We start from the raw sequence: 1499 nt of genomic DNA, 5'->3' as shown, positions 1-1499 counted from the left end.
TTCAAGGTGACGTCGGTGCCGGCCTTGTTGCTCAAGGTGGCGGTGTAGGTGATCTGTCCACCTTCGTTAGCCTCAGACGGAGCCGTCAGGGTCACGGTGGTGGTGTTGTCGGTACCCGGTGTGTCAGTCACTGTCGTGGTGACTTTATCGGTACCTGGAACTAGGTTCTCAAAATGCTCGCCGCCGGTCACGCCTTTAATGGCGGTGGTGACGGTTTGATCACCTTTGTACACATCATCCGGGGCCACAACCGAGACAGAACTGCTGCTTTGGTTCACGCCGATAGTGATGGAYTGGCCGTTATCCAGGGTGACGGTGAGCGGGTTGGTGATGTTAGTTACCGGCGCACCGTTTTTATCCACAAGGCTGGCGGTGTAAACGATATTGCCGCCTTCGCCCACGGTGGTGGTAGCGGACAGCACCACATCGACCTTGTCGATAGTGTCGTTGATCGTGGTAGTCGCGCCGTTGCCTGCAACTTCCAACTTCTCGAAGTTGCCGCCAGTGGTCTCAGTGATCTGAACGGTCTGGGTGCTCTTRTCGATGAACACGTCATCGGTAGGCGCMGGKACGGTCACGGTGCCGACRGTGTCGCCAGCCTTGATGGTGATGCTCGAACCGTTGTCGAGTTTCAGCGTTACATCAGTGCCCGCTTTATTGGAGAGCGTAGCGGTATAGGTGATCTGGCCGCCTTCGTTAACGGCACTTGGTGCAGTCAGCGTCACGGTAGTGGTGTTATCGGTGCCCGGGGTGTCAGTCACAGTCGTGGTGACTTTATCGGTCCCAGGAACTAGGTTCTCAAAGTGCTCGCCGCCGGTGACGCCTTTGATTGCGGTGGTGACGGTTTGGTCGCCTTTGTACACATCATCCGGTGCCACAACCGAGATAGAACCGCTGCTTTGGTTCACGCCAATAGTGATGGACTGACCGTTATCGAGAGTGACGGTGAGCGGATTGGTGATGTTGGTCACCGGTGCACCGTTTTTATCCACAAGGCTGGCGGTGTAAACGATATTGCCGCCTTCGCCCACAGTAGTGGTGGCGGACAGCACCACATCGACCTTGTCGATGGTGTCGTTGATCGTGGTGGTNCCGTTGTCCAGCTTCAAGGTGACGTCGGTGCCGGCCTTGTTGCTCAAGGTGGCGGTGTAGGTGATCTCGCCACCTTCGTTAACAGCACTTGGTGCAGTCAGCGTCACGGTAGTGGTGTTGTCAGTGCCCGGGGTATCCGTAACGGTGGTGTTCACCGCGGTAGTGCCAGGGACCAGGTTTTCGAAATGCTCGCCGCCGGTCACGCCTTTAATGGCGGTGGTGACGGTTTGATCGCCCTTGTACACATCATCCGGTGCCACAACCGAGACAGAACCGCTGGATTGGTTCACGCCGATAGTGATGGATTGGCCGTTATCCAGGGTGACGGTGAGCGGGTTGGTGATGTTAGTTACCGGCGCACCGTTTTTATCCACAAGGCTGGCGGTGTAAACGATATTGCCGCCTTC

Annotated in this window: 2 protein-coding genes; both read right to left on the bottom strand. The window is 56.7% G+C overall.

The annotated features are described in order from the left end of the window. Window positions 1–1031, bottom strand: a 1031-nt coding sequence (locus tag ASD70_RS29825) for an immunoglobulin-like domain-containing protein (protein ID WP_442965905.1), incomplete at its 3' end; no start/stop codon positions are given. 61 nt (window positions 1032–1092) lie between these two features. Further along, a partial coding sequence (locus ASD70_RS29820; RefSeq protein ID WP_442965904.1) for an immunoglobulin-like domain-containing protein occupies window positions 1093–1466 on the bottom strand: 374 nt, incomplete at its 3' end. Between the last annotated feature and the right edge of the window lie 33 nt (window positions 1467–1499).

This window comes from Pseudomonas sp. Root569 (assembly GCF_001427465.1).
In the GTDB taxonomy this organism is placed as follows: domain Bacteria; phylum Pseudomonadota; class Gammaproteobacteria; order Pseudomonadales; family Pseudomonadaceae; genus Aquipseudomonas; species Aquipseudomonas synxantha.
The sequence above is the reverse complement of the archived record's forward strand: the minus strand, read 5'-3'. Positions and strand labels throughout refer to the sequence as shown.